22 protein-coding genes are annotated in these 22971 nt (G+C 61.8%); 9 read left to right on the forward strand and 13 right to left on the reverse strand.

From position 1 onward, the window contains the following. Nucleotides 1-51: 51 nt before the first annotated feature. The 10 genes from IPK70_13405 to IPK70_13450 form a co-directional block, all read right to left on the reverse strand. The gene (locus IPK70_13405) at nucleotides 52-2592 is read right to left on the reverse strand and encodes a hypothetical protein (protein MBK8228155.1); all 2541 of its coding nucleotides are present in this window, start codon (nucleotides 2590-2592) and stop codon (nucleotides 52-54) included. A 97-nt stretch (nucleotides 2593-2689) separates the two neighbouring features. Further along, the gene (locus tag IPK70_13410; GenBank protein ID MBK8228156.1) at nucleotides 2690-3952 is read right to left on the reverse strand and encodes a hypothetical protein; all 1263 of its coding nucleotides are present in this window, start codon (nucleotides 3950-3952) and stop codon (nucleotides 2690-2692) included. Further along, entirely contained in the window at nucleotides 3949-4764 is an 816-nt protein-coding gene (locus IPK70_13415) for a T9SS type A sorting domain-containing protein (GenBank protein ID MBK8228157.1), read from the reverse strand. The genes IPK70_13410 and IPK70_13415 overlap by 4 nt, the downstream gene beginning before the upstream one ends. A gap of 101 nt (nucleotides 4765-4865) precedes the next feature. Further along, nucleotides 4866-5822: a MoxR family ATPase gene (locus IPK70_13420; protein MBK8228158.1), complete on the reverse strand. Its 957-nt coding sequence runs from the start codon at nucleotides 5820-5822 to the stop codon at nucleotides 4866-4868. Beyond that, complete coding sequence (locus IPK70_13425; protein ID MBK8228159.1) at nucleotides 5819-7186, reverse strand: peptidylprolyl isomerase; 1368 nt, start codon at nucleotides 7184-7186, stop codon at nucleotides 5819-5821. Before IPK70_13425 ends, IPK70_13420 begins: the two co-directional genes overlap by 4 nt. Beyond that, nucleotides 7167-8027: a hypothetical protein gene (locus IPK70_13430; GenBank protein ID MBK8228160.1), complete on the reverse strand. Its 861-nt coding sequence runs from the start codon at nucleotides 8025-8027 to the stop codon at nucleotides 7167-7169. The genes IPK70_13425 and IPK70_13430 overlap by 20 nt, the downstream gene beginning before the upstream one ends. Then, entirely contained in the window at nucleotides 8024-9235 is a 1212-nt protein-coding gene (locus IPK70_13435) for a hypothetical protein (protein ID MBK8228161.1), read from the reverse strand. Before IPK70_13435 ends, IPK70_13430 begins: the two co-directional genes overlap by 4 nt. After that, nucleotides 9159-10190, reverse strand: coding sequence for a peptidylprolyl isomerase (locus IPK70_13440; protein MBK8228162.1), 1032 nt, complete (start codon nucleotides 10188-10190; stop codon nucleotides 9159-9161). Before IPK70_13440 ends, IPK70_13435 begins: the two co-directional genes overlap by 77 nt. Nucleotides 10191-10341: 151 nt before the next feature. Continuing rightward, entirely contained in the window at nucleotides 10342-11169 is an 828-nt protein-coding gene (locus IPK70_13445) for a LexA family transcriptional regulator (protein ID MBK8228163.1), read from the reverse strand. Between the two features lie 236 nt (nucleotides 11170-11405). Next, entirely contained in the window at nucleotides 11406-12269 is an 864-nt protein-coding gene (locus IPK70_13450; GenBank protein MBK8228164.1) for an MBL fold metallo-hydrolase, read from the reverse strand. Between the two features lie 47 nt (nucleotides 12270-12316). Here IPK70_13450 and IPK70_13455 point away from each other — a divergent pair, with 47 nt between their 5' ends. Both IPK70_13455 and IPK70_13460 read left to right on the forward strand, forming a co-directional pair. Further along, nucleotides 12317-12559, forward strand: a complete 243-nt coding sequence (locus IPK70_13455; protein MBK8228165.1) for a hypothetical protein — start codon at nucleotides 12317-12319, stop codon at nucleotides 12557-12559. Beyond that, nucleotides 12552-12710, forward strand: a complete 159-nt coding sequence (locus tag IPK70_13460; protein MBK8228166.1) for a hypothetical protein — start codon at nucleotides 12552-12554, stop codon at nucleotides 12708-12710. The genes IPK70_13455 and IPK70_13460 overlap by 8 nt, the downstream gene beginning before the upstream one ends. On the opposite strand, the gene IPK70_13465 is transcribed toward IPK70_13460, so the two are convergent. Beyond that, nucleotides 12707-13117 (reverse strand): hypothetical protein, encoded by a 411-nt coding sequence (locus IPK70_13465; protein ID MBK8228167.1) that lies wholly within the window; start codon nucleotides 13115-13117, stop codon nucleotides 12707-12709. The genes IPK70_13460 and IPK70_13465 overlap by 4 nt on opposite strands. A gap of 152 nt (nucleotides 13118-13269) precedes the next feature. Here IPK70_13465 and IPK70_13470 point away from each other — a divergent pair, with 152 nt between their 5' ends. Further along, nucleotides 13270-14640, forward strand: coding sequence for a peptidoglycan synthetase (locus IPK70_13470; protein MBK8228168.1), 1371 nt, complete (start codon nucleotides 13270-13272; stop codon nucleotides 14638-14640). Here IPK70_13470 and IPK70_13475 read toward each other — a convergent pair. Together IPK70_13475 and rho are read right to left on the reverse strand one after the other, a co-directional pair. Beyond that, nucleotides 14630-15109, reverse strand: a complete 480-nt coding sequence (locus tag IPK70_13475) for a hypothetical protein (protein MBK8228169.1) — start codon at nucleotides 15107-15109, stop codon at nucleotides 14630-14632. The genes IPK70_13470 and IPK70_13475 overlap by 11 nt on opposite strands. A gap of 71 nt (nucleotides 15110-15180) precedes the next feature. After that, nucleotides 15181-16977, reverse strand: coding sequence for a transcription termination factor Rho (rho, locus tag IPK70_13480; protein ID MBK8228170.1), 1797 nt, complete (start codon nucleotides 16975-16977; stop codon nucleotides 15181-15183). A gap of 196 nt (nucleotides 16978-17173) precedes the next feature. Here rho and IPK70_13485 point away from each other — a divergent pair, with 196 nt between their 5' ends. From IPK70_13485 to IPK70_13510, 6 genes are all read left to right on the forward strand, one after another. Beyond that, nucleotides 17174-17548: a DUF4293 family protein gene (locus tag IPK70_13485; GenBank protein ID MBK8228171.1), complete on the forward strand. Its 375-nt coding sequence runs from the start codon at nucleotides 17174-17176 to the stop codon at nucleotides 17546-17548. Beyond that, entirely contained in the window at nucleotides 17511-17603 is a 93-nt protein-coding gene (locus IPK70_13490) for a DUF4293 family protein (protein MBK8228172.1), read from the forward strand. The genes IPK70_13485 and IPK70_13490 overlap by 38 nt, the downstream gene beginning before the upstream one ends. A 24-nt stretch (nucleotides 17604-17627) precedes the next feature. Continuing rightward, a complete protein-coding gene (locus IPK70_13495; protein ID MBK8228173.1) occupies nucleotides 17628-18665 on the forward strand; it encodes an agmatinase family protein in 1038 nt (345 codons plus the stop codon). A gap of 95 nt (nucleotides 18666-18760) precedes the next feature. Next, complete coding sequence (locus IPK70_13500; protein ID MBK8228174.1) at nucleotides 18761-20245, forward strand: LysM peptidoglycan-binding domain-containing protein; 1485 nt, start codon at nucleotides 18761-18763, stop codon at nucleotides 20243-20245. Next, complete coding sequence (locus IPK70_13505) at nucleotides 20242-21720, forward strand: hypothetical protein (GenBank protein MBK8228175.1); 1479 nt, start codon at nucleotides 20242-20244, stop codon at nucleotides 21718-21720. The genes IPK70_13500 and IPK70_13505 overlap by 4 nt, the downstream gene beginning before the upstream one ends. Beyond that, entirely contained in the window at nucleotides 21686-22954 is a 1269-nt protein-coding gene (locus IPK70_13510) for a hypothetical protein (GenBank protein MBK8228176.1), read from the forward strand. Before IPK70_13505 ends, IPK70_13510 begins: the two co-directional genes overlap by 35 nt. The last annotated feature ends 17 nt before the right edge of the window (nucleotides 22955-22971 follow it).

Consider the following 22971-nt stretch of genomic DNA (forward strand, 5'->3'; position numbering starts at 1 on the left):
TTCGAACGAGGGGCTTATCGGGGGGTATGGACGAGGGCGCAATGTCGCGATTTAGGGCAATTGCTCAACTTTCACATCAGTGGGGATCGTTCCGCCGATGTTCACTAAGATGGGGTCGCGATCGTTCTCATCGCCGACATACTTTATCAAACCATCAAGGTTGACGTCCTCCATCATGTATCCAGAGGCCGTATTGGTGGGGACGGATCCGCCAATGGCTTCTAGGATGGGATCGCGGTCGTTCACATCGCCGACATACTTCAGGAAGCCGTCACGATGGACGTTTCCGGACCACAGGGTCATGACGCTGCCGCTCGCTTTCCGAGCATTGGTGCCATGGGTCTGAGTGGAAGGAGCAGTGAAATCGACCACGGTGGAGCCTTCGGTGAGCTGAATCGGTTCTGCTGTCATGCATCCGTGGTGATTCCTATGACGCACGGCCAGGTGGAAGGTACCGTCGAGCATGCCGAACCGGACCACGCCACCGGATCCAGAGACGACATTACCGCTACGCGTGACCAGTGCGCTCCGCGTGGCTACCACCTGAGCTGGATTCCCCGAATTCCGCAACTCGAGAAGCACCCAATCAACAGGTGCATCGTTTCCGGTTGTTTGCAGGAATGCCGGGGTGGCTGTTTCGCCACCACCACCTGCTGCATGGGTGAACCCTAATGCAGTGAATGGTTCTGAAGCTGGTACCAGAGCGGCGGCGCGCAGTCCATCGTTCATCTTGCCCGACACCGTGTTGTACGGACCATCCAAGAACACCCTCACATCGGCGCTTACTCCTTGGTGAACCGTAGCGGTGACCATGGTGCGCGCGCTCTCCTTTTCCACATTGTTGGTGCTCACGCGCCAGTCGTAGAGGAAGTAGTAAACGCCGCTTCCGCCGGACGAACCAGTGATGGCCCCCATGGAGCCAATAGAGTAGGGGTAAGAGACCCCAGCGTTGTTCCGGTAGAGATCCTGGTATACGTCGCTGTTGTCGTCGAAGGCGGTGATGGCATGCTGCACACCCGCCGGCACATCCCAGTTCACCACTACTTCAGTCATGCCCGGGGCGAGTTCGATGAACTTCTCCTGGATCAGGTTGCCGAGCTGGTCGCGCAGGACGAACTGCCGTTTGCCGAAGCTGTTCGCGTACACTTTGAAGGACTCAAGCTTGAATGGCTCGTAAGCATCGAAGTAGAGCCAATGCTTCCCATTGAAGTAGCCGCCGCCGCCCGTGTTGTCGGCTTTTCCGGCTGAAACTGTTGAGCCGAGCGATTGATTCACAGCTGCGGCCCAGTAGTTCGTTGTGCTCGTGAGTGCTGGGGTAGTGAATGAATTACCGGTACCAAGGAGGTTGCCGCCAGCGGGGGCATCGTACCAGCGCACATTCGCACCTGTGGCTGATATCTCGGCCGTGTTTCCCGTGAGCACCGTTGTTCCGGTCCCAACCGGCGCAGCGGGAGCCGTGAGCACGCTCACGGTGATGCTCGGTGTGGCGATGGAGCCGCAAGGAGCCGTAACCGTGCACGAGTAAGTTCCAGCTGCCGATACCGTGATCGACCGCGTTGTGGCGCCATTGCTCCACAGATAGCTGTACCCCGGAGTGGCGGTCAGGGTAATGGTCTCACCCTGTGCGATCAGGGCGCGCTTATTCGTCAAAAGGCTTCCAGTACCACCGCTGCCAGCGGCTTTCTGGGTGTTGATGGTAATGGGGATCATCGTGTAATTGTTGTCCTCGTTCTCTTCCCGCCACGCATCCCGAGGATCAACTTCCGCCACGATCCAGTAATTGCCGTTGCACAGCACGGGAAGACCTGGGTTTCCCGGAAGCAGATTGATCCACATCCCATCCAATCCCTCTGAGTAGATATCGTTCTTGCCTACGCTGATGCCCTGGAAATTCTCGGAGCAGCTGTATCCGACGCCGAGCCCATAATTCGGGAAATTGCTGGAGCTGTTGAGCGCCGTGCCCTGATTGTACAACTGCGAGGTCCGGCAGTGTCCGGAGCTCGAAGGACAAGTGCTCAGGTCCATCAGGCAGAACCCCAACTTGGCACCAGTGGCCACGATCGGCCAAAGCCTCGGGTCGGATACGCCGGGCTGCTCGATCCGCAGCGTCATCGTGGTCCAATCATCCACATGGTAGTGGTTGTGCGTGGGATGATAGGTCATTGTGCCCCGGAGCTCCTCGGTATAGGTCATCGTGTTGCCCTGCTTCCGGTACACGCGCTGATAGAGGCGCTGTTTCGCCTCGAAGCCATTCGAGCAAGTGAATCCGTTGTTGTCGTTGGGTAGGCTGTCCACGACAACCGTATCCGGCCCGCAAATGAAGGTCCGCTGATTTGCAGCGTTCTTTCCCCTGACCTCCAAAGGTCCGAAGCCCTGGTTCGGGGTGCTTCCGCTTACGCGGAGCCGGCCAGCATCGCTGCTGGCATTCTGCGCATACTGACTTGGGCCGCTCGCGTAGTTCGCCAAGGCGTACCATGAGATCTGAATGTCCGGCAGCAGATCGCAGTTGGTTTGCCCGGCGACCTTGCACTGGCAGGTGGTGGCGGTGGTGGTGGTGCACTGCCCATACGAGGAATGGGCGATGGGCGCCATGAACAGGAAAGAAGCTAAGCTTCCGAGTAGGATTGACCTCATTCGTGTGGGATTTGCCGTCGCAGGCCGCGCAAGATACCTTATCGGATGCGCAAGGTCAATGGACCAAGAATCGGCTTGACATTGGGTTCCCGATGCCAGAAACGGACAGGATGTACCCTCCAGGAGCGAGATGAATTCCGTCGAAGCGGAGGCCGTCAACCAGCATGCCTTCGCCTTGTGCGTGCTCGCGGCCGCTCAAATCCGAAACGGTCCAACGGACCCAAGCATTGGCGCCTGGCCAGCGCAGTGTGAACGTGCCGTGGTTAAGGGTCGGAACGACCTGAATCCCACGCGGCTCCACAACCGCCTCAACTTCTCCAAGCGAGGGGTCGAATCGGGCAACGCCGCCGTCGTACATGCCTACCCAAACGGTTTCGTCGGGGGCAACCAAGAGGGTGTTCAGCGTGTTCACAGGCAGCCCGGAGTTCGAGGATGTGAAGCTCTCGTAGGTGCCCGCCTCCGTTCGTTTGATCAATCCGGCTGTCTGGCTGGCCAGCCAGAGGTTCCCTGCAGCATCCTGATCCAGGTCAACTAAGGCATTGGAGGGGAGGTCGGAGTTGAAATTCGAGTATTGGAACCAGGTGCCGCCGTACCAATCACCGAACTGCCGAAGCAGGCCTGCAGCCGGAGTTGCGACCCAACGCTCATTGGCACCAACGTCGAGCAGCACGCCACGCTGGGTGTTGTCCCAGAACCCTGAGTTGAACGTGGTGAAGAAGTGGACACTGGTGTCCGTAAGGAAATGGAACCCGCCATTGAGCGTTCCGAGGACATACAAGCCATCGTCGCGTGAATCGATGGACAGGATGTGGTCTCCATTGAGCACGCGACCATTGTAGCTCGAGGGGGTGCTGTCGTAGATCCGCCATTCCGAACCGGTATAGCACGCGAGCCCGCTCACCGTGCCGAACCAGAGCCAGCCATTGGCATCCTCATGAATGGTGTTCACCTGATCATCTGGCATGGGTGAGTTGAGTGTGCTGAACACTTCCCAAGCCTGACCATCAAACATAACGGCTCCACTGATGGAGGTTCCGATCCAGAGCCTGTCCTGGCTATCGATGCAAAGCGCTCGCAGCGTATTATCAGGCAATCCTGAATTGCTGGTCTGGAAGACCTCGTATTCACCGTTCTCCCATCGCCATAAGCCCCAATCCGTTGCGGCCCATGCAACGCCGTCAGCCTGAATGGCAAGGTCCGTGACGGTGTTGCTAGGCAGGCCTGCATTGGTCATGTCGAAGACCTGCCATGCCTGGGAGGAGGCGCAATGGGCAACAGCGGCGAAACCCAATACGAGCGCTGTTCGGGCAAGCATCATCGGGCAATGATGAAGCGCTCCGTGCGCAAGGACCCGTTCACGGAGAGGACAGCTGAATAAGAGCCAGGCATGAGGCTTTTCACATCAATCACGGCAGGCCAATGCTGACCGTTGGCGAGCATCGCTGAGCGACCGGCAGCATCAAAGACCTCCGCTTGCCAAAGGCCTGAGGTTCCCTCCGGAGAGGATAATGCGATGAATTGGTTCGCAGGATTCGGCTGGATCGTGAAGCCCGTGGCGGCTTCGGGAATGGCAGATCCCGTGGAAGTGGAGAAAATCGCTCCTGTTGCGTCAACACCGTTCAGCGACACGAAGTACGCTCGGTTATTGTCCAAGGTCCACTGATCGGCTGCGATCTCGAAAGCAGTCCCGCCCGGATCGTTGCTGATGGGGATATCGTAGACGATCTCCCATTCATCGGCAGGAAGGCTCTGCTCGCATCCACCGTCATCGATCAGGTCCCCGATCGCCACAAGCGCAATGGAGGTCCATGTGCGGTACTTGTACCCGTTCCCCGGCGTTTGCATGCTTGATGGGGTAACGGGGAAAGCCACGCTTGGTGAAGGGCACCAAGGGCTGGCGCCAAAGCCCAAGGTGGCCGTGGATGATTCAGGCCAGCGAATGGTGAACACCACGCTGCTCAACAGCTCGTTGAAACTGAAATCATTGGCCCTGAACCTGACATGCAGCATTTGATTCCCGGGATCATGGTCCAAAGAGATGTCGACGCTGGTGGGAAGCTGCGCGCTCGCGGGTCCGAGGAAAATAGCGGCTGCGGCCAGCCATGCGGAGCGTTGCAATCTGCTGTTCATGGCTTTCGGTGTTGAAGGCAAAGCTAGGCGGATCGCTGCCCGGTCGGCCCATGGCGAAGAACCCAATCGGTGAATTGCGTCTCGCTTTGGGTGAGCGCCGCTCAGAGCAGTTCCTTCACGATGCGGTCCACGGTAACGCCCTCGGCCTCCGCCTTGTAGTTGCGAACGATCCGGTGTCGCAGGATCGGCAGGGCCACGGCCTGCACATCCGCGATGTCGGGAGAGAACCTTCCGTGGGCCAAGGCATGCGCCTTCGCACCGATCACCAGGTATTGCGAGGCCCTCGGGCCCGCACCCCAACCCACGTTATCGTTGATGATGGCCGGTGCGGTAACCAAGCCAGGCCGCGTCCGTGTAGCGAGCTTAACGGCGTACTCAAGCACATTCTCGGCAACCGGTACCCGACGCACGAGGCCTTGGAAATGGATGATCTCCTCGGCCGTGAGAACAGGCCTCAATTCGGGTTGTTCATCGCTGGTGGTGGCTTTCACCACGGCGAGCTCCTCAGCGAAGGAGGGGTAATCGACCCGGATGTCGAACATGAACCGGTCTAGCTGCGCTTCTGGAAGGGGATAGGTGCCTTCCTGCTCGATCGGGTTCTGCGTAGCGAGCACGAAGAAAGGATCTGGCAAACGGTGGGTCTGGCCGGCCGCGGTCACGGCTTTCTCCTGCAAGGCTTCGAGCAACGCGGCCTGGGTCTTCGGCGGGGTGCGGTTGATCTCATCGGCCAGGACGATGTTGGCGAAAAGCGGCCCTTTGATGAAGCGGAAGTGACGGTCCTCACCAAGTATCTCGCTGCCGATGATGTCGCTCGGCATCAGATCAGGGGTGAACTGGATGCGATTGAATGTCAATCCGAGCGCGCGCGCCACAGTATTCACCAGCAAGGTCTTCGCCAATCCAGGCACGCCGACCAGAAGGCAATGCCCTCGGCTGAAAATGCCCAGGAGCACATGGTCCACCACGGCATCCTGACCGATGATCACCTTGTTCACTTCGGCTTTCAGCCGGCGATACTGATCGCCGAACCGCTCTACGCTCTGCACGTCGCTGCTCATGGTCGTTGCCCTGTTGCGGGCGGGTTCCAAGGATGGGTGAATGGACACTCCTGGTATTCGGGGTCGATCCGGATGTAGGTGGTTGCGCTCCGTTCGCTCACCCACCGATCCACGCTCTCCTGGCGCTTGCGCGCTTCGGCGGCTTGATGGATCAGGCGGTAATCATCGCGCAGATTGGCCCGGTGCGGCTCACTGCGGCTCAAGAGCTTGAGCAGGCGGTAGGCCTTGCTTCCATCGGGATTGATGATAACCTGGGGCTCGCTCACCTCACCGGGCTTCAGCCGGTCAAGGACGAAGAAGGTCTGCTGGTCGATGGCCTTCAGGTCCCATCGGGTCGAATTCGCGTTGGGCTCCACCATCAGTCCCCGGTTGCCCTTGCTCTCCTCATCATCGCTCATGGCAAGCGCGGCCTCACCGAAATCGAGCGTGCCGGCGATCACGGCCGTTCGCACGCTATCCAAGCGGTCGCGTTCGCGCAGCAGGTCGGCAGGTGAGACCTTGGGGATCATGAGCACATGACGCGCATTGTACTGCTCGCCCCGTCGCTCCACCATCTGCATGAAGTGCCATCCGAACTGCGTGGAGAACACATTGCTCACCTCGCCATCCTTCAGGCTCATGGCCACGGCATCGAATTCGGGCACCATCACTCCAGGCGGCACCATGCCGAGTTCGCCGCAATCCTTGGCCGACCCTGGGTCCTCGGAGTAGGCCATGGCCAGCACGCAGAAGTCCTTCTCTTTCTTCACGATGGCTTCCCGGTACTCTTCCATCTTCCTTCGCACGCGCCTCACTTCGTCTTCGCTGGCCTTGGGCACCCGAAGGATGACGGAGAACTCCACCTCGGTGCCCACGTATGGGATGCTGTCCTCGGGTATGCGCTCGAAGAAACGCTTCACATCGCGCGGGGTGAGGCTCACCTCCGCGGTGATGCGCTGCTGCACCTGCTGCATGAGCAATTGATCGTGCACCTGCTTTCGGAAATCGTCCTTGATCTCGGCGATGCTCTTGCCGTAGTATTCCTCAAGCTTGCGGTCGCCACCGATCTGCTGGGAGAAATAGCGGATGCGGCGGTCGAGCTCCGAGTTCACCTGCGCCTCATCCACGTTCACGCTGTCGAGCTTGCCTTGCTCAACCAGCAGCTTCTCGTAGAGCAGCTCATCGAGCATCGCGCATTCCAATCCGTCCGACGGAGCACCTGCTTGACGCGCCTGCTCCAGCTTTCCGAGCACATCGGAGCGCAGCAACGCTTCGCGGCCCACCACCGCCACGACCTTGTCGATCATCAGCGACTGGGGCTGCGCGAGCAGCGCCAAAGGCATCGCAGCGGCGAGCGCGAGGATTTCAAGGCGCTTCGATCGCATCGTTTGCTAGGGCTTGTTGATAAAGGTCTTCGCGCATGCGCTCGATCAAGGTGAGCTTGCGCTGGTTGAGGAGGATGGAGCGGATGTCCTGACGCACCAGTTCAATGGGCGATGGGCTCAGGCGGGGGCGAAGTTCGACGATGTCCAGGAACCACGCTCCATCGTCGTCCCTCAAGGTGAGCCGCTTTCCCGCCGGAGGCACTGCGGAGATGGATTCGATGGGCACCTCATTGCGGAGTTCCGAAAGGGGGGTCCAGGCTCCGCTGCGATCCGTGATCGCGATGTTCCGCAAGGCCAATTGGATCTCAACCTCGCGCATGTCATCGGATTTCCCGCTGAGGAAACGGTCCTCGATGCGCTTCAGTGCGCGGCGGTCATTCTCGGTGACACGGAACCATCGCGCGCGCACCAGGTCGTCGCGGAGGACGAAACGATCGGTGTTGGCCTGGTAGTATGACTCGATCTCGCCCTCTGAGAAGGCCGTGTCGAGGTGCTGCCGCACGAGTTCCTCCTCGTATGCGTGAAGAAGCAGTGAACTGCGGTAATCGCGGAGCTCGGCATCGAAGAGCTTCCGGTTCTCCGCAAGCTGCTGCTCAGCGTGGCGCAGTTCCACCTGCTGCCTGAGCCAGCTGTTCACGTAGGCCTGCACCAAGGCTGCGCTGTCTTCTGGTTCCGTGCCCATGGGAACGATCTGGCGCAGGTCGCTCCAGCGCAATTGCTGTTCATAAGCGCGCGCAACCACGGGGTCGTCATCGTCTGATCCAGTGGAGCACGCGCCCAGGCACGCCAAGGCTGCGAGCGATGCGCAGGCCGTTCGGAGCCGTGCCCTTTGCGGGGTCACTTGATGGAATACAGCACGGCCTTGTCCACCGTGACAGGGTATTTCGCGCGCAATTCGCCTATCCATTCTTTCTCCAGATGGTCCTGGTAGGCCGCAGTGATCACGCCGCGCGCCTCGTCGATCGCCTTGGGGGCCGGTTGCAATATGCGCTTCACATCCGCCACCATCACTTTGCCCTCGAAGGCGATGTCCTTGCTCAGGCCGATTGCGCTCAGCCCGGCGAGGTAGGGTTTCTCCTCGGCCGAGAAGATCCCGCCATCGATGCTCAATGCGAGCGGGTTCGATTTGTTCACGATATCCATCAGGTCCTTTCCGCGCTTGCCGCGCTTCAGCTGGGCGCGCATCTGCTTGCTAACGGCAGCATCCGCGCAAGCGTACAGGTCGCATTCGTATCGTGTTGGCCACATGAATCGATCCGTATTGGCCTTGTGGAAGGCATCGAGGCCCGTGCTGTCCTTTACGGCCTTGCCCCAGACCTTCTGGTCGGTGAGTTCGAAGAGGAGGATGCCATCCCGGTACTCCTTCATCAGCATGCGGAACTCGGGGTACTTCTCCTCGAGCTTGCTGTCCTCATAGGCCAGGATCCGCTCGTCGGCGTATTCCATCATGCGTGCGCTCGCGTATCCAGGGATCGCCTGTACGCGCTCCCGGCGCTGGCGCGATTCGATCTGGTCGAGCAAGTCGCGCTGGCTCACCGTGCCGCCGGCGAAGGAGAAGACCGGTTTGGTGAGCTTCGCGGCTCTCTTCCGGTCGTAGGCCCAGCCTTCCATCACTTCGCGCACCACCACGGTATCATCGAGGGTCTGCGTCATCTCCTCATACGGCCGGCTCTTCGCGGCGAGCATGCGGCCACCGCTGATGGCACCCGCAAGTTCGCGGCGGTAACGCACGGCCTTCTTGCCCTTTCCCTTGGTGAATGGGCCTTCGACGTACTGGCGGCGGATGATCGTATCGGTGGTGGCGGTGCCCTTCTTGAACACGTTGGTGTCGATCAGGGCGATGGCCTTGTCGAAGTTCTTCGGATAGGTGGTGAAGGCGTATTCCTTGCGCAGGCGCTCCATGAAGGCCTTGCGGGTGATCTCAGCGCGGCTGTCGCGGGCGATCTTGGTCTTAAGCTCCGATTTGGCCTGGTCATAGGTAGGAGGCGGAATGGCTTCGATGCAGCGGATGATGTGCCAGCCGAAGCGCGACTTGATCGGTTCGCTCATTTGACCGGGCTGCTTCAACGCGAAGGCGGCATCCTCGAACTCCTCGATCATCTTGCCTGTGCCGAACTGCGCCAGTTCGCCGCCCTTGGTGCTGCTGCTCTCGTCCTCGCTGTACTTGAGCGCGGCCTCGCTGAAGGTGATGGCGTTCGATGCGAGCTGGCGGTGGATCTCGCGGATGCGCTGCTCTGCGTTCTGCTTGCTTCTCGGGGCTGTCCTGATCGGTGCTGCGCAGCATGATGTGCGCCACCTTCATCTGGCCGCGTGCGGGCCTGCGTCCCGTCACCTTCACCATGTGGTAGCCGAAACGCGTGCGCACCGGTTGGCTCACGGTGCCTTCGGGTGTGTTGTACGCTGCGTTCTCGAAGGGATAAACCATCTGCAAGGCGCTGAACCAGCCCAGGTCGCCGCCATTCTTCTGCGCGCTGGGGTCCTCGCTGCCGCCCACGCCTTTGGCCACCGTTGCGAAATCCTCACCGTTCATGATGCGGTCGCGCAGCGCCGTGATGCGCTTCCAGACAGCCATGGTGTCCTCCGGACTGGCGTCTGGTGGCACCTGCAGCAGGATGTGGCTGGCGCGCACCTCCTGCGTGCTGCGGTCATAGGCCTCGCGCATCAGCGCATCATTCAGCTCCCGGTCGATTAGATAGGGGCGGGCCAGTTGCTTGCGGTAGCCATCGAGCTCATTGCGGAATTTCCCGATGGTGTCCATGCCCAAGGTCTCCGCCTCGCGCACCTTCAGCTTATAGTTGATGAAGAGCTCGAGGTACTCGTCCAGGGCTTCCTTGGTCACCGAGGCTTCTTTGTTGTTCTTCTTGTAGATGGCCTCGAATTCCGCGCGGGTCACTGGTTGGCGATCCACGGTCATCAGCACGGGGTCGGTGCTTCCGTTCTGGGCGTTGGCGTACGTGATGCAGAGGCCACAGAACGCCGCGGCCAAGAGCTTCTTCGGTGTCATTCTCCTGAGGATAAGGTCGTTGAAAGGGTGCCAAATGTAACCGTTCGGTTTTGGCGGGAGCATGCGGGTTTCGCCGTTAAAAAAGACCAAGCGCCAACGCGGGTCCCGGCCTGCGGGAATGCGTTGGCGCACGTGGTTCTCCCGAAGCCGCTCAGAACGCCAACCGGCCCTGCTGCTCCATGGATAGCCGCAGCTGGCTCACCTCCTTGCGCAGTTCCATCACGCTGCGGGCCAGCTCGTCGCGGCTCATATTGGGCTCGGGCAGCTCGGCGCTGATGAAGTGGGTGAATTTCCAGATCTCGAGCACGTTGGCCACTTGCACCTCGTAGGGCGCATAGAGCGGATTGGTGCTGCACAGCAGCAAGGAGCCCTTCTCCTTCAACTGATTGTACACAACCTTGAACACGATGCCGTCCTCCTTGGTGATCACGATGTAGGGCTGGCCGTCGCGCAGTGCCTGCCAGTTCTGCACGTACTCGCCGGTCACCCAGGATCCGTCGGCCACGGGCGGCATGCTGTCGCCGCTGATCTGGAAGGTGCGGTACTTGCGGTCCTTGGCCAGGAAGGGCATCTGGAAGGTGGGCAGGATGCTGATGTACTCCGGATCGGCGTAGCCCAATGCATAGCCGGCCTTGGCTTTCTCGGGCACGAGCTCCACGTTCTCGCGGTCGTTCTTATCCACCGTGGTGGCCAGCACGCGCAGCCTCCGGCCGCTGAGGTCGATGTCGCCGCCGCGCTCCAGGATGCCCAGCTGGCTCTCGCTCAGCTGGGTGAGGTCATCGCGCAAGAGCTTGTCGATGCTGATCTTGTAGTACTCGCTCATGCGCACCAGCAGTTCGAAGGTGGGCTCGGCGCTGCCATTCTCATAGCCGCTGTAGCTCGATCGCTTCACGTCGAGCGCGACCGCCACTTCCTCCTGCGATCGGCCGCGTCGGGTGCGCAGGAGCTTGATGTTGCTTCCGAAGACTGTGTTTGCCATGGGGGAAGGAGGGTGAAGGTTGGTCTGAAGCAGGATGGAGGCTAGAGGATTGCGCGGGTTATCAGGTCGGCACACGGTACCGATGCCATGGTATCCGTCATGGTCTTGGCCGATTATCCGGCACAAGTATATGGCCTGTTTCCCGGAATCTCCGCGACGGAATACCCGTCAAGTTATCAACCGTGGCCGCGACCTGGCGCAGTCCTCGTCCCGGACGATGCTCAAAAAGGAGCGGCTCACAAAGCGCTCAAGGGGAACGCCTCCTTCAGCCGAACGCCTTTCTCCGTTCGCTCCACGGTGCAGCACTGGTTCACGGGGTCGTGCTCGAAGAAGAGCACGATGCCCTCGTCGGCGGCAACTCCGAGGAAATCGGACTTCTCCTGCATGGTGAGCAGCGGGCGCGTATCGTAGGCCATCACCCACGGCAGCGGGATATGGTGGATGCTCGGCAATAGGTCGGCCATGTACGCGATGGTGCGGCCCTTGTACCGGATGTGCGGGATCATCATCGCATCGGTGTGGCCATTCACCAGGAACACGTCGAACGCGGGGAAGACCTCTTTCAGGTAAACGTTCTCCTCTTCGCTGCGGCGCCCCACGGGCACGAACTCCAATTGACCGCTCTCTTGGATGGGCAGGATGTTCTCCTTGAGGAAGCTGGCCTTCTCGCGTGGATTGGGCTGCGTGGCCCAGGCCCAGTGGTGCTCGTTGCTCCAATACTTCGCACGGCGGAATGCCGGGATGAGCATGTCGCCCTCGCGCACGATGCTGCCTCCGCAATGGTCGAAGTGCAGGTGCGTGAGGAACACGTCAGTCACATCGTCCTTGCTGAAACCGGCCTTGCGCAGGGAGCCTTCGAGCGTATCGTCCCCATGCAAGTCATAGTGGCTGAAGAAGCGCGCATCCTGCTTGTCGCCGATGCCGTTGTCGATGAGGATGAGCCGGTCTCCATCCTCCACCAGCAGGCAGCGCATGGCCCAGGTGCAGAGGTTGTTCTCATCGGGCGGGTGGTGCTTGCTCCAAAGGGTCTTGGGCACCACGCCGAACATGGCGCCGCCGTCGAGCTTGAAGTAGCCCGTGTCGATCGGGTGAAGGGTCATAGGGGCGAAGATCGCTCGACTGGATGGAGGATGCACCTTCGCCAGCCATGGCCAAGACCGTAGCGCGCTGCCTCCCTGTGATGCTCATCGAGGTAAACGAAACCGCCCTGAAGCGCATCGAACTCAGGGTGAAGAGCGGTGGCTATGATGTGCCCAAGTCCGGTGTGCGGCGGCGCTTCAAGCGTGGTTGGGCTAACTTTGAAGCGCGTTACAAGGAAGTAGCTGATTATTGGGCTGTCTACGACAATACATCAGGTCCCGCCAAACTGATTCTGCAGAAGCATGAGTAAGGCCGCGAAGTCGAAGGCACAGGAGGCGTTCACCGAAATGGTCGGCCGCGCCTTACGACGCGCAGCGAAAGCCGCGCGGACGGAAGCGAAGGCCAAGGGCACTGCCATCGCGGTGATGAAGGACGGCAAGGTGGTGCTGGTGAAGCCTTAGGGCATAGGGGCGGCTTCATCCATCCGATCCAATCCGAGGAAGCGCTCGGCCTCGCGCACGAAATGCTTGCGCTCAAGCCTCATATAGAAACGGACCAGCCCTAGAAGGGTGAGTACCGCTGCGCAGGCGATGATGCGCATCGGCCACGTAGCCGCTTCGCCGTTGATGCGCAGGGTGGGTGCGAACAAGGCCATGGCGGCGAACAGCACAAGACTGGCCGTCACGAACCACTCCCCGAAAGCAGGAGTGAAGCGCCCGGTGAACCATGGCCCATCGGCGCTCTGTTTCAGGATGAGCGATGACTGAAGGCCGATGACAGTTACCCGGGATTCACGCGAATAAGCGCCTTGTATGCCGAAACGAAGCATCAATCGGCTAGGGGCGAAGGCATCCGCCTTGGCTTTCATTTCGGCCCAAGTGAGCGAGGAGGCATAGCGGATCATTCGCTTTGCTGACAAGCGCGCGTTCACTTCAAACGTACGGATGGTCACCGACAACGGTCCAGTGGGCGCAGCTTCGCGGCGAGGTCAGCAGCATATGTCCGACTGGCCCTTGAGAAATGCCCACCCCAAAACGCCTGCACTTCATCGCCATCGGCGGCAGCGCCATGCACAACCTGGCCATCGCGCTGCATCGCCAGGGCTTCGACATCACCGGCAGCGACGATGAGATCTTCGAGCCCAGCCGCAGCCGATTGGATCGCCTTGGCCTCTTGCCTGATCGGCTCGGCTGGCATCCGGAGGACATCACCAAGGAGATCGACGCGGTGATCCTCGGCATGCACGCCCGCGCCGACAACCCCGAGCTGAAGCGCGCGCAGGAGTTGGGCATCCCCGTGTTCAGCTACCCATCGTACTTCTACGAGCGCACCAAGGGCAAGACCCGCGTGGTGATCGGCGGGAGCCACGGCAAGACCACCATCACCAGCATGATCGTGCATGTGCTGCGGCAGGCCGGTGTGGAGTTCGATTACCTCGTGGGCGCTCAGCTCGACGGCTTCGATTGCATGGTGAAGCTCAGCGATACGAGCCAGGTGGCCATCATCGAAGGCGATGAGTACCTCGCTTCGGCCTTGGAACCCGTTCCCAAATTCCATCTGTATCGGCCGGACATCGCTTTGATCAGTGGCATCGCGTGGGACCATGTGAACGTGTTCAAGACCTTCGATGGCTATGTGGACCAGTTCCGGAAGTTCATCGCGTGCATTGAGCCAGGTGGCAAGCTGGTGTATTGCACGGAGGACGGAACGGTGAAGGAAGTCGGGGAAGAGGAAGAAGTGAAGGCGCAGCGCGTGGGCTACGGCGTGCCGAAGCACCGCATCGTCGAAGGGGTCACCATCCTGGAGACCGCGCATGGCGATGTCCCGCTGCAGGTCTTCGGCAAGCACAACCTGCAGAACCTCGAGGGCGCGCGCCATGTGTGCCACCTGCTCGGCATCGGCGATAAGCAGTTCCATGCCGCGATCGGCACCTTCCACGGAGCGGCAAAGCGGCTGGAGAAACTCGCTGAGTCCCCCGGCCGCATCGTCTTCAAGGATTTCGCCCATTCACCGAGCAAGCTGAAGGCCACCTTGGAAGCCGTGCGCGAGCAATTCCCTGATCGCCGTTTGGTGGCCTGCATGGAGCTGCACACGTACAGCAGCCTCAACGAGGGCTTCATCGACCAATACGCCGGCTGCATGGACGCTGCGGATCACGCCATCGTGTTCTACGACCCGCATGCGGTGGAGCTCAAGCGCCTGCCGCCGATCCCCATGGAGCGCGTGAAGCGCGCCTTCGCGCGCGAGGACCTCATCGTGCTCAACGACCCCATCGCCGTGATGGGCGAGGTCCGCAAGGGCATCGGAGGGGACAGCGTGCTCTTGATGATGAGCAGCGGCAATTTCGGAGGGCTGGACCTGCAGGCCCTCAGCGAGGCCTTCACCGCATAGTTCGGCGCAGGATCTTGTGGTGGATGGCGCCGATGATGAGCGCGTTCGCAATGCCTGCCGCCAGGAGCGCGAAGAAGCTCATGCTCGCGTAGTTGAACGGGGTGAAGAAGCGCATGATCATCGGGCGCACCCGAAGCTCCTCCTGTCCTTCCTCAACAGCACTGAACACGAGCTGCTCAACCCGCCGCTCGAAGGCGTCCGTCTCTACGGCATGGTAATACCACCAGAGGAAGAGCAGCATGATCAGCGCGTAGATCGCAGCGCCCTTGAAACCCTCGCGCACCAGGTGAGGGAATCCCGCGTCTTCCTTCGCCTTGCGCATGAAGCGCAGCTGGTTGAAGAAGACCACGGTCACGATCGCCAGGAAATGCACAAGCATGAAGTCGGTTCCCTGTGGAGCGGCATCAATGGCATGCAGGACCAAGCGCAGCGCTACGACTGCCAGTGCCGTGAGGATCGCTAGCGCCATATCAACCCTCGATCCTTCATCCGGGAACCTCTCTGTTTCCTTGGTCGACCCAGAGGGTCGGCGCTGCGCCATCACCCATTCATCGAGACCAGGAACTCTTCGTTGCTCCTTGTCCCTTCCATGTGCTTCTTCACGAATTCCATGGCTTCCACGCTGTTCATGTCGGCCAGGTGCTTGCGCAGGATCCAGGTACGCTGCATCACTTCCTTGCCGTGAAGCAGGTCGTCGCGGCGGGTGCCGGAGCTCATGATGTCGATGGCAGGGAATATGCGGCGGTTGGAGATCTTGCGGTCGAGCTGCAGCTCCATGTTGCCGGTGCCCTTGAACTCCTCGAATATGACCTCGTCCATCTTGCTGCCGGTATCCACCAGAGCGGTGGCCAGGATCGTGAGCGAGCCGCCGTTCTCGATCTTCCGAGCAGCGCCGAAGAAGCGCTTGGGCTTCTGGAGCGCATTGGCGTCGACACCACCGCTGAGGATCTTGCCGCTGGCGGGCTGCACGGTATTGTAGGCACGTGCCAGGCGGGTGATCGAGTCGAGCAGGATCACCACGTCGTGGCCGCACTCGGTGAGCGCCTTCGCTTTCTCCAGCACGATGCCGGCGACCTGCACGTGCCGAGAGGCCGGCTCGTCGAAGGTGCTCGCGATCACTTCTGCCTTCACGCTCCGGGCCATGTCGGTCACTTCCTCCGGGCGCTCATCGATGAGCAGCACGATCAGGTAGGCTTCCGGATGATTCGCGGCGATGGCGTTGGCCACGTCCTTCAGCAGCACGGTCTTGCCGGTCTTGGGCTGAGCCACGATCAAGCCGCGCTGTCCCTTGCCGATGGGCGCGAAGAGGTCGAGCACGCGCATGCTGATGTTGGCGTCCTTGGCCGCGAGGGTGAATTTCTCGTCGGGGAATAGGGGGGTGAGGAACTTGAAGGGGACACGGTCGCGGACCCATTCGGGGTCACGGCCGTTGATCCGGTCGATCTTCACCAACGGGAAGAATTTGTCGCCCTCGCGCGGCGGGCGCACGAAGCCGCTCACGGTATCGCCCAGCTTGAGGCCGTATTGCTTGATGATCTGCTGCGTCACGTACACATCGTCCGGCGATGCGAGGTAGTTGTAGTCGCTGCTGCGCAGGAAGCCGTAGCCTTCGGGCATCACCTCCAGCACGCCTTCGCATTCCACGAAGGCGTCGAAGGTGATCTGCTCGCGCGGCGGCTGGAACGGGCGGTCCTGGCGCTGCTGATCGACGCGCTGGTCGCCCCGCTGCTCTCCGCCATTGCCTTGCGGACGGTCCTGTCGAGGTTCGCGGCGATCCTCGCGGCGGTCCTCGCGAGGGCGATCGCCCTGTTCCGGACGGTGGGCCTGCTGCGGGCGCTGCTCCTGCGCCTGACGTTGTTCGCCTCCTTGTTGACGCTCCTGCCGTTGACGCTCGCGACGATCTCGCCAACGGTCCTGCCGGGTCTCACGGTTCGGATCCTGACCGGAAGGCGCTTCTGAAGGTGGTGGCGGTGCGCCGGTGGCAGCCTTCTCCGCCGTTTCGCTGGTCTCGTCCTCGTCGTCGTCCTCCTCCTCATCGTCATCCCCGTCATCCTCATCGTCGTCCCGGTCATCGCCCATGGTCGTGGGCTCCGGTTCGGGATCCTCGACGACGCTGGGTTCATCCGAAGTGGCCAGGTCGGTGAGGTCTTTATCGTCGCCGCGGAAGGCCGGGCCGATGGCCTTTTCGCCTTCGCCCTTCTTGGAGGCCTGGGCCTCCAGGATCTTGGTCACCAGGTCCTGCTTCTTCAGGGTGTCGGTCTTCTTCAGGCCCAGCTTCTTCGCGATGTCCTTCAGCTCAGCGAGCTTCATGGCGCTGAGCGCCTCTTGGTCGTGCATTTGCGTGCGGTAGTGTGAATGGAGGGGCGCCACTGCGCCATGCGGAAAGCCCTTCAGGGCCTTATTCGATCCGGTAAGATTTCAGTCGGGTCACAGGCTCCGAACGGAGCCCGTTGATGCAGTACGGCGCAAACGTAAGCGGATCCCCGATATGCGCAAGCCCGGCCGGGAGCATCTTTGCCCACCGGTTCCGCACATGATCCAGCGCATCCAGTCCGCTTTCCTCTTCGCAGCCGCTCTATCCAGCGGTGCCACTTGGTTCTTTCCTGTACGCTCATGGTCAAAGGGCGGAACGGAGGCGCGGTTCTTTGCATCGGGAATGAGGACCTCTGATGGCACCGAGATCCTGGACATCGGCTTGCCGATACCGTATGCCGTTCTGCATTCCGCGGTAGCATTGGTGCTGCTGGCCGCGGTCTTCCTTTACAGGAACCGAATGCGTCAGGCAAGGCTGGTGCGCGGCGGCTGGATGGTAGCGCTGCTCACGGGCGTGCTGCAGTTCATCTCAAGGGCGTTACGGAGCCTCATTCTTCCTGCCGGTGGCGGTGATCGCGCTCGGCATCCTGGCTGAGCGGGCCATCCGGAAGGATGAGGAACTGGTGCGCGGCGCGGACCGATTGAGGTAACGCCGTGATCCTACCTTGGCGGCCATGAGCAAGACCGCCAAGACCAAGTCCTTCGACCCCAACAGCCCAGCTGACCCCAGCGCGCAGATCTACGGCCTGCCCTTCACCTGCGAAGAGGCCGACATCGTGCTCGTGCCGGTGCCGTGGGAAGTGACCACCAGCTACGGGGGCGGATGCTCGCGGGGCCCCCAGGCCATCCGGGAGGCCAGCCTGCAAGTTGATCTCTTCCATCCGGAATTCCCTGGGCTATGGAAACGAGGCATCGCCATGGATGAGGTGCCCAAGGCCTTGAAGCAGCAGAGCGCCGCCCTGAAGAAGCTCGCCGCGCTCGTGATCGATGCGCAGACCGGCGAAACGAGCCCGAAGAAGCTCGCGAAGGCCGCCGAGTCCATGGTGCTCATCAACGAGGAGTGCGCGGTGATGAACGATTGGGTGGAGGAGCGCTGCGCCCACTGGTTGAAGAAAGGGAAACTGGTCGGCCTCGTGGGCGGCGATCACAGCACGCCGCTCGGCCTCTTCCGCGCACAGGCCAAGCGCCACAAGAAGTTCGGCATCCTGCACATCGACGCGCACCTCGACCTGCGCATCGCCTACGAAGGCTTCCTGTACAGCCACGCCAGCATCATGCACAACGCGCTGGCGCTGCCGCAGCTGGAGCGCATCGTGAGCGTGGGCATCCGCGACTTCTGCCAGCAGGAGAACGAGGTCTTCCTGAAGCAGAAGGACCGCGTGCGCGTGGTGCGCAGCGCAGATATGCGCGCCATGCAATACGCCGGTGCCACTTGGAAGGATCAATGCGAGGCCATCATCAACGCATTGCCGGAGAAGGTGCACATCAGCTTCGACATCGATGGCCTCGACCCCACGCTATGCCCCAATACGGGGACGCCGGTGCCGGGCGGACTCGCCTTCGAAGAAGCAACCTACCTGCTCTCTCGCCTCGCCGCCAAGCGCACCATCATCGGCTTCGATCTCGTGGAAGTGAGCCCCGGCAAGGATGAGTGGGATGCCAACGTGGGCGCGCGCTTGCTGTGGCATCTGTGCGGGGTGATGGGGTCCTAATTGCCGTTGCGCCCCCCTCAACACCCTACCGTGCAAAATGCCCGCGCTGCACCACGCGTTCCACCCTGCGCGCGGTTCTTGCTTTACGCGCCCACATGCGCGCCTTCGCGATCATCTCCGTGCTCACCACTGCTTGCGCACCAGCGCAGCCACTGTGGCGGCTCGATAGCCTTGTGGCCACATGGCCAGTGCGATCGGCGCAGGAAGCCGACCGTCGCCAGCACGCGCCCGGCGTGGTGCGCGCCATGGACACGCGCGGCCTGTTCGCCAAGCTGCGCACCGCGCAGCCCGGACTTCCCGTATTCGCCGACAGCCTGGTGGCGCGCTATGTGGATGTGCTCGGCGAAGCGCGCCGTGACGACCTTCGGGCTGCCCTCGGCCTGGTGCACGCCTACGATGCGCTCATCGAGGGCGAATTGGTGCAGCAAGGCTTGCCGAAGGAGCTGAAGCGCCTGCCGCTTGCGCTCTCATGCATGAATACGCTGGCCGAAGGTCCTGAGGGCGGCGCTGGTCTCTGGATGCTCACCTATCCTGTTGCGCTGCGCTACGGCCTGCGCGTGAACGGAGAAGTGGACGAGCGCCTCGACCCTCGCTTGAGCACGATGGCGGCAGTGCGCTACCTGAAGGACCTCTTCGCGCAGCATGGCGATTGGAGCCGAACGATCATGGCCTTCACCTGCGGACCGGCGAATTTGCAGCGCGCGATCGGACGCACGCATGCGACCGCGGAACTGCACGAGCTCTATCCGCACGTGACCGCTGGCGTGCGCGATGCGCTGCCCTTTTGGATGGCGATGTGCTACCTCGCATCGCACCAGGAACAGCTCGGCATTGCGCCCATGACAGTGACCCCGATGGAGCCGGCGGACACATTGCGATCCCCGCAAGCCGTGCGCTTCGATGCGCTGGCGATGACCTTGGGCCTGCCGTTGCATCGCTTGCGCGCCCTGAACCCCACGCTCTGCGGTGCCGAGGCGCCCGCCTACCATGCGCTGCTGGTGCCCAAGGGCGAAGGCGTCCGATACTCGGCGTTGTCCGATTCCATCGCGCATGTGCAGCAAGCACTGGTCGAGCGCGCACGCACCGCCAGCGAGCCCGGCGCGGATGCCATCGCACAAGGACCGAGCGGCCGTGAGGCCATCTACTACCGGGTGCGCAGCGGTGATTTCCTCGGCCGCATCGCGCAGCGCTTCAACGTTAAGGTGTCGCAGATCAGGACCTGGAACCGCATGCGCGGCGATCATATCGATGTGGGCGAGGAACTCGTGATCTGGGTGACGCCCGCGCAGCGCGCGCGCTTCGAGAAGCAGCAGGAGAGGAGCGACGATGCGGATGGCCCTGTGAACGATGCATCGCCGAAGCCCGATGGTGCGACGGCGGAGGTGCCGGTGGACGCCGAGCATCCGCCTTCGCGTTCGGCGGGCGAGCGCTTCACATGGTACACGGTGCGCAAGGGCGATTCGCTCTACGGCATCGCCAAGCGCTACCCCGGCGTCGATGCTGACAGCCTCATGCGCGTGAATGGCATCGGCCCTGGCATCCGGCCGGGGCAGCGCATCAAAGTCCCCACCAAGCCATGAGCCCTGCACGCGTGCTCGTTTTCCTTGTCGTGGTGCTTGCGGTGCTCGCGCTCCTCGGCCAGTTGATCCCGCGCGATGGCCTTGCCATTCTTGGGCTCACGCTTCGCTTGCCGCGGACGCATGACGTGCTCTTTCCGGTGGAGCAGGCGCGCGTGGACATCAGTGATATCCTCGCAGTAGCCACGGATTCAACGGAAGCGCCGTTGGACACGAGCGCCGTGGAAGCCCCGGTCGATTCCGCGTCCAAGGTGCCGGCCTTCGACCCGAGCGCCCTTGCGCCATTGGAAGAGCGCATCAAACTGCATTTCCCAGCGCAAGGCTCAGCCGTGCTGCAACCCTTCTTCGCCGATCTGGAGTCGGCGGCGTCGCAGCCGAAGCCGATCCGCATCCTGCACTATGGCGATTCGCAGATCGAGGGTGACCGCATCACTGCCTACGTGCGGAACAAGCTGCAAGCGCAATTCGGTGGCAACGGCCCGGGCCTCATCGCCGTGGCGGACATCGTTCCGCACTTCAGCGTGGAGCGCGTGCTCGGCGGTGATTGGAAGCGGTACAGCGTGATGGGCAAGAAGCCCAAGGAGCAGAGCCATGATCGTTTCGGAGCGCTTTCCGCGTTCTCCCGATTCTCGCCGATCCTCCACGATACCTTCGCGCTGGACACCATCGTGCATGAGGCCTTCGTGACCTTGAAGCCGGAGCGCAGGTGCTACGCGAAGGCGCAGGCGTGGAGCCGGTGCAAGCTCTGGTTCGGTTGGCACCGTGCGCCGGTGACCGTCACGGTGGAAGCTGACGGTGCGGAGCTCGCGAGTGAGACCATCGGACCGGCGAACGAGCTGCTGCTGCGCGAATGGCGACTCGGATCATCGCCGAAGGAGTTGACGCTTCGCTTCCGTGGCGCAGACAGCCCCGACATCTTCGGCATCGCCCTCGATGGCCGCGATGGCGTTTCCGTGGACAACATCGCAGCACGCGGCGCAGCGGGCTACGAATTCAAGCGGCAGGACCAAAGCCTATTGGCCTCCATGTACGCGCAGCTCGGACCTTCCTTGTTGATCCTGCAATACGGCGGCAACGTGCTGCCCAACCTGAAGAGCAAGGAGGAAGCAGAGCAGTACGGCCGCTTCTTCGGCGCTCAGATCGGCCGCTTCCGCAAGCTCGCGCCCGGGGTGCCGGTGATCGTCATCGGCCCCAGCGACATGAGCATCAAAGAGGGTGAGGACTACGTGACGCGGCCGTACCTTGAGGACGTTCGCGACGCGATGAAGGCCAACACGCTCGCGCAAGGCGCGGTGTTCTGGGACATGTACGACGCCATGGGCGGGCGCAACAGCATGGTCAGCTGGGTGCAGGCCGATCCGCCGCTCGCTGCCGAGGACTATACGCACTTCAGCCCTTTGGGCGCGCGCAAAGTGGGCGAGCTCTTCTACACCGCATTGATCAATGCCTACGCCGACCATCATGCTGCTCAGCAATAACCGTTGCCGGATCACGCTGCTCGCGACCTTGCTGGCACCGTCCGTCCTCGCGCAAGGCAATCCGGTGCGCGTGAAGGAGCTTCCCTTCGTGAACACCGCCTCCAACCGGATCATCTTCAAGGGCGATAGCGCGGCGTGGACGCGCTATCACGCCGGATTGGACAAGCTGGTATTCGAGGGTGAAGGGAGAATGAGCATCGCGCACATCGGCGGTTCTCACGTGCAGGCCGATCAATGGAGCATGCAGTTGCGGCACCGCCTGCAGTCACTGTCGCCCGGCTTGCGCGCTGGGCGCGGCTTCGTGTTCCCCTATGCCATGGCGAAGAGCAACACGCCGTGGTGGTACCGGCCCGAGTACACCGGCCAGTGGTCGGCTGTTCGCAACGTGACGCGTGCAGATAGCAGCATCCTCGGCATCGCGGGGATCAGCGCCACCACCCGCGACACGCTCGCTGAGCTGAAGGTGAGCTTCCGGACGGACATCCATGCGGGTTATCCTTTCCGGCGCGTGCGGGTGCTGCATCGCATGGACAGCAGCTACGCCGTGACCGCGTGGGATCGGGACAGCACCGTGCGCATCGATCGCCGCGTGGATGAGGCCGGCGGCTTCACCGAGTTCAGCTACGACCGCTACATGGATACGCTGCGCCTTCGGATCGAGCGCACGGACACCTCCCAGCGGCAATTCACGCTGCGCGGCATCGTGCTCGATGGGGATGATCCCGGCGTGGTGCTGCACGCCCTCGGCGTGAATGGCGCGAGCACCGCGAGTTGGCTGCGCTGCCAGCGCTTCAGCGAGGAGCTCGCGCTGCTGGAGCCTGACCTCGTCATCCTCTCCATCGGCATCAACGACGCGCATGACCCGGACTTCAGCGCGGCGCGCTATGAGGCCAACTACCGGGAGCTTATCCGCCGCATCCGCGTCGCGGAGCCGGATGCCGCGATCCTGCTCACCACCAATACGGACAGCTACATGAAGAGGCGCTTCGTGAACAAGAACGCGGGCGCGGTGCGCGATGCCATGCTGCGTCTCAGCGCGAGTGAAGGCGTGGGTGTCTGGGACACCTGGGGCGTGATGGGCGGAGAGGCGAGCATTCGGCGCTGGGAGAAGGCGGGAATGGCCAAAGCCGACCGCGTTCACCTGAACCGCGCGGGTTACGAACTGCTGGGCGACCTTCTGTTCGGAGCGATGATCGGGAAGTACGGAGAGCACATCCAGCGCACGGCCCGATGAACCCAGAAAGCTCAGCT

It is taken from the genome of Flavobacteriales bacterium (genome assembly GCA_016712535.1).
Classification (GTDB): domain Bacteria; phylum Bacteroidota; class Bacteroidia; order Flavobacteriales_F; family PHOS-HE28; genus PHOS-HE28.

What these genes read in the sequence shown, in the direction of transcription:
- IPK70_13405 (MBK8228155.1), bottom strand. Translation starts at nt 2,592, where the DNA reads ATGGCGCCCATCGCCCATTCCTCGTATGGGCAGTGCACCACCACCACC.
- IPK70_13410 (MBK8228156.1), bottom strand. Translation starts at nt 3,952, where the DNA reads ATGATGCTTGCCCGAACAGCGCTCGTATTGGGTTTCGCCGCTGTTGCC.
- IPK70_13415 (MBK8228157.1), bottom strand. Translation starts at nt 4,764, where the DNA reads ATGAACAGCAGATTGCAACGCTCCGCATGGCTGGCCGCAGCCGCTATT.
- IPK70_13420 (MBK8228158.1), bottom strand. Translation starts at nt 5,822, where the DNA reads ATGAGCAGCGACGTGCAGAGCGTAGAGCGGTTCGGCGATCAGTATCGC.
- IPK70_13425 (MBK8228159.1), bottom strand. Translation starts at nt 7,186, where the DNA reads ATGCGATCGAAGCGCCTTGAAATCCTCGCGCTCGCCGCTGCGATGCCT.
- IPK70_13435 (MBK8228161.1), bottom strand. Translation starts at nt 9,235, where the DNA reads ATGAGCGAACCGATCAAGTCGCGCTTCGGCTGGCACATCATCCGCTGC.
- IPK70_13440 (MBK8228162.1), bottom strand. Translation starts at nt 10,190, where the DNA reads ATGACACCGAAGAAGCTCTTGGCCGCGGCGTTCTGTGGCCTCTGCATC.
- IPK70_13445 (MBK8228163.1), bottom strand. Translation starts at nt 11,169, where the DNA reads ATGGCAAACACAGTCTTCGGAAGCAACATCAAGCTCCTGCGCACCCGA.
- IPK70_13450 (MBK8228164.1), bottom strand. Translation starts at nt 12,269, where the DNA reads ATGACCCTTCACCCGATCGACACGGGCTACTTCAAGCTCGACGGCGGC.
- IPK70_13455 (MBK8228165.1), top strand. Translation starts at nt 12,317, where the DNA reads ATGGCCAAGACCGTAGCGCGCTGCCTCCCTGTGATGCTCATCGAGGTA.
- IPK70_13460 (MBK8228166.1), top strand. Translation starts at nt 12,552, where the DNA reads ATGAGTAAGGCCGCGAAGTCGAAGGCACAGGAGGCGTTCACCGAAATG.
- IPK70_13465 (MBK8228167.1), bottom strand. Translation starts at nt 13,117, where the DNA reads ATGAAAGCCAAGGCGGATGCCTTCGCCCCTAGCCGATTGATGCTTCGT.
- IPK70_13470 (MBK8228168.1), top strand. Translation starts at nt 13,270, where the DNA reads ATGCCCACCCCAAAACGCCTGCACTTCATCGCCATCGGCGGCAGCGCC.
- IPK70_13475 (MBK8228169.1), bottom strand. Translation starts at nt 15,109, where the DNA reads ATGGCGCTAGCGATCCTCACGGCACTGGCAGTCGTAGCGCTGCGCTTG.
- rho (MBK8228170.1), bottom strand. Translation starts at nt 16,977, where the DNA reads ATGCACGACCAAGAGGCGCTCAGCGCCATGAAGCTCGCTGAGCTGAAG.
- IPK70_13485 (MBK8228171.1), top strand. Translation starts at nt 17,174, where the DNA reads ATGATCCAGCGCATCCAGTCCGCTTTCCTCTTCGCAGCCGCTCTATCC.
- IPK70_13495 (MBK8228173.1), top strand. Translation starts at nt 17,628, where the DNA reads ATGAGCAAGACCGCCAAGACCAAGTCCTTCGACCCCAACAGCCCAGCT.
- IPK70_13500 (MBK8228174.1), top strand. Translation starts at nt 18,761, where the DNA reads ATGCGCGCCTTCGCGATCATCTCCGTGCTCACCACTGCTTGCGCACCA.
- IPK70_13505 (MBK8228175.1), top strand. Translation starts at nt 20,242, where the DNA reads ATGAGCCCTGCACGCGTGCTCGTTTTCCTTGTCGTGGTGCTTGCGGTG.
- IPK70_13510 (MBK8228176.1), top strand. Translation starts at nt 21,686, where the DNA reads ATGCCTACGCCGACCATCATGCTGCTCAGCAATAACCGTTGCCGGATC.